2 protein-coding genes are annotated in these 697 nt (G+C 75.2%); both read right to left on the minus strand.

Annotated features, from left to right (window positions below; translation table 11 throughout):
• The coding region (locus Q2100_RS19265; RefSeq protein ID WP_302915353.1) for a prepilin peptidase at positions 1–132 on the minus strand (132 nt) is incomplete at its 3' end.
• Positions 133–147: 15 nt separating this feature from the next.
• On the minus strand, positions 148–697 hold a 550-nt coding region (locus Q2100_RS19270; RefSeq protein ID WP_302915352.1), incomplete at its 5' end, for a shikimate dehydrogenase.

Raw genomic sequence — 697 nt, forward strand, 5'->3', positions numbered from 1 at the left:
GAGGGCGGCGGCCGCGAGCACCAGCACGGCGCCGGGCAGCGTCAACGCGTTGGGCAGCCGCCGCTGCCGGACGTCGCAGATCGACAACGCCACCAGCCAGCATGCGGCCGCCACCAGAACCCCCGCCCCCATCCGTCGAGGCTAAGGTCAGCGCAGCGCGGCCCTCATCACCTCTTTGGGCGCCGGCATCCCGGTGAACAACTCGACCTGCGCGAAGGCCTGGTTCAACAGCATCTCCAGCCCGCTGACCACCCGGCCGCCGGCGGCCGCGACCGCCGATGCCAGCGGCGTCGGCCAGGGATCGTAGATGGCGTCCAGCAGCACCGGCGTGCCCGCGAGATCCACCGCGTACGGGCGGGCGGCATCGGCCGGGATCGTGCTCACCAGCACATCGGCGGGCGCGGCGGCCACCCGCTCGCCGATCAGCTGGCACCACTGCGCCGCCACCCCGCAACGTGCGGCCAGCCGCACCAGCGGCGCGGCCCTGTCCTCACTGCGCGCGGCCACGGTGATGCGCCGGACACCGAGACCCGCCAGCGCCACCACCGCGGCCGGAGCGGTGCCGCCGGACCCCAGCACCATCGCGTGGCCCGAGGCGCTGCCGAGTGCGCCGACGATGCCGTCGACGTCGGTGTTGTCGGCCCGCCAGCCCCGGCCGCTGCGCACCAGGGTGTTGGCGGAGCCGACGAGGTCTGCG

The sequence above is a fragment of the Mycolicibacterium arseniciresistens genome, from assembly GCF_030519285.1.
GTDB lineage: Bacteria > Actinomycetota > Actinomycetes > Mycobacteriales > Mycobacteriaceae > Mycobacterium > Mycobacterium arseniciresistens.